2 protein-coding genes and 1 pseudogene are annotated in these 1,113 nt (G+C 40.3%); all 3 read left to right on the top strand.

The window, feature by feature from the left end; genetic code table 11:
* On the top strand, positions 1–600 hold a 600-nt coding region (locus tag JUF21_RS11910; protein WP_203664879.1), incomplete at its 5' end, for a recombinase family protein.
* A 5-nt stretch (positions 601–605) separates the two neighbouring features.
* Positions 606–890, top strand: a complete 285-nt coding sequence (locus JUF21_RS11905; protein WP_203664877.1) for a BRCT domain-containing protein — start codon at positions 606–608, stop codon at positions 888–890.
* A 29-nt stretch (positions 891–919) separates the two neighbouring features.
* Positions 920–1,113, top strand: a pseudogene (locus JUF21_RS12105) (alcohol dehydrogenase); the annotation flags it as partial.

The raw sequence follows: 1,113 nt of genomic DNA, 5'->3' as shown, positions 1-1,113 counted from the left end.
CGTCAAATTGAACAGCTACATGATGCCGGTGTTAATAAAATCTTTCAAGAGAAGCTTTCAGGTAAAAATGCCGATCGTCCTCAACTGAAAGCAATGTTAGACTATATTCGTGATGATGATGAAGTAGTGGTACTGAGCCTTGATCGACTTGGTCGCAATTCTCATGATTTGACTGACATCATCGAAACCATTCGGCATCGTGGAGCTCAATTGAACGTTCTAAATCTACCTAGCTTTGCAAGTATTGAAGATCCTAACCTTCGTAACCTGATTACGACAATTATTGTCGAACTATATAAGTATATTGCTCAAGAAGAGCGCGAAACTATTAAGATACGGCAACAACAAGGCATCGAAATTGCCAAACGCCAGGGCAAATATAAAGGCAAAATTCGCGAATATGGTCCTCATTCACCTAATCGTCAAAAACGCTATATTTATAAAGAAGCCTGTCGCCTTTTAAATAGGAAGAAAGACGGAGATGAAACTCTGACCAAGCGACAAATTGCCCGCATGTTAGGTATTGCACCAGTAACCTTATATCGCATCGAAAAGTATCAGGCAGAAGATCTAGCAAACGTTCCCCCTAGTGAGAGGTAAACATCATGATAGATTTAAGGGGCAAACGAATTCTCTTTACCGGCCGTTTGCGATCTTTTCGTCGTTTCCGGGCACAACAGTTAGCAACTATTCTAGGAGCAAAACCTGTCAACGGGATTGACAAAAATGTCGATATCCTTGTGGTTGGTATTATTAGCAAACCCTATGATCAACTACTTACCACTCAAAAGTTAACGTATGCTAGAACCTATGGCATTCCAAAGATTGACGAATTAGCCTTTATTTCATGGTGCCAATGGCGATTAGATCAATTGAAAACAACTCTTTAAGTACCTTCTTATCAAACGGGGAGATTAGTATGCAAAAGCGTATCGATTTGGCCAATCAAACGTTTGGACGACTCACAGTCATTAGTTTTTTTGGAAGCAGTTCTAATGGAAACGCGCTTTGGCTCTGTCAATGTCAATGTGGAAATAAATGTATTGTTGACAGTCAACGACTTCAAAAAGGATTCACTCGCAGTTGTGGGTGTTTGCGATCAGAAATAAGCAG

It is taken from the genome of Lacticaseibacillus sp. 53-4, from assembly GCF_016861805.1.
Lineage (GTDB): Bacteria > Bacillota > Bacilli > Lactobacillales > Lactobacillaceae > Lacticaseibacillus.
The sequence above is the reverse complement of the archived record's forward strand: the minus strand, read 5'-3'. Positions and strand labels throughout refer to the sequence as shown.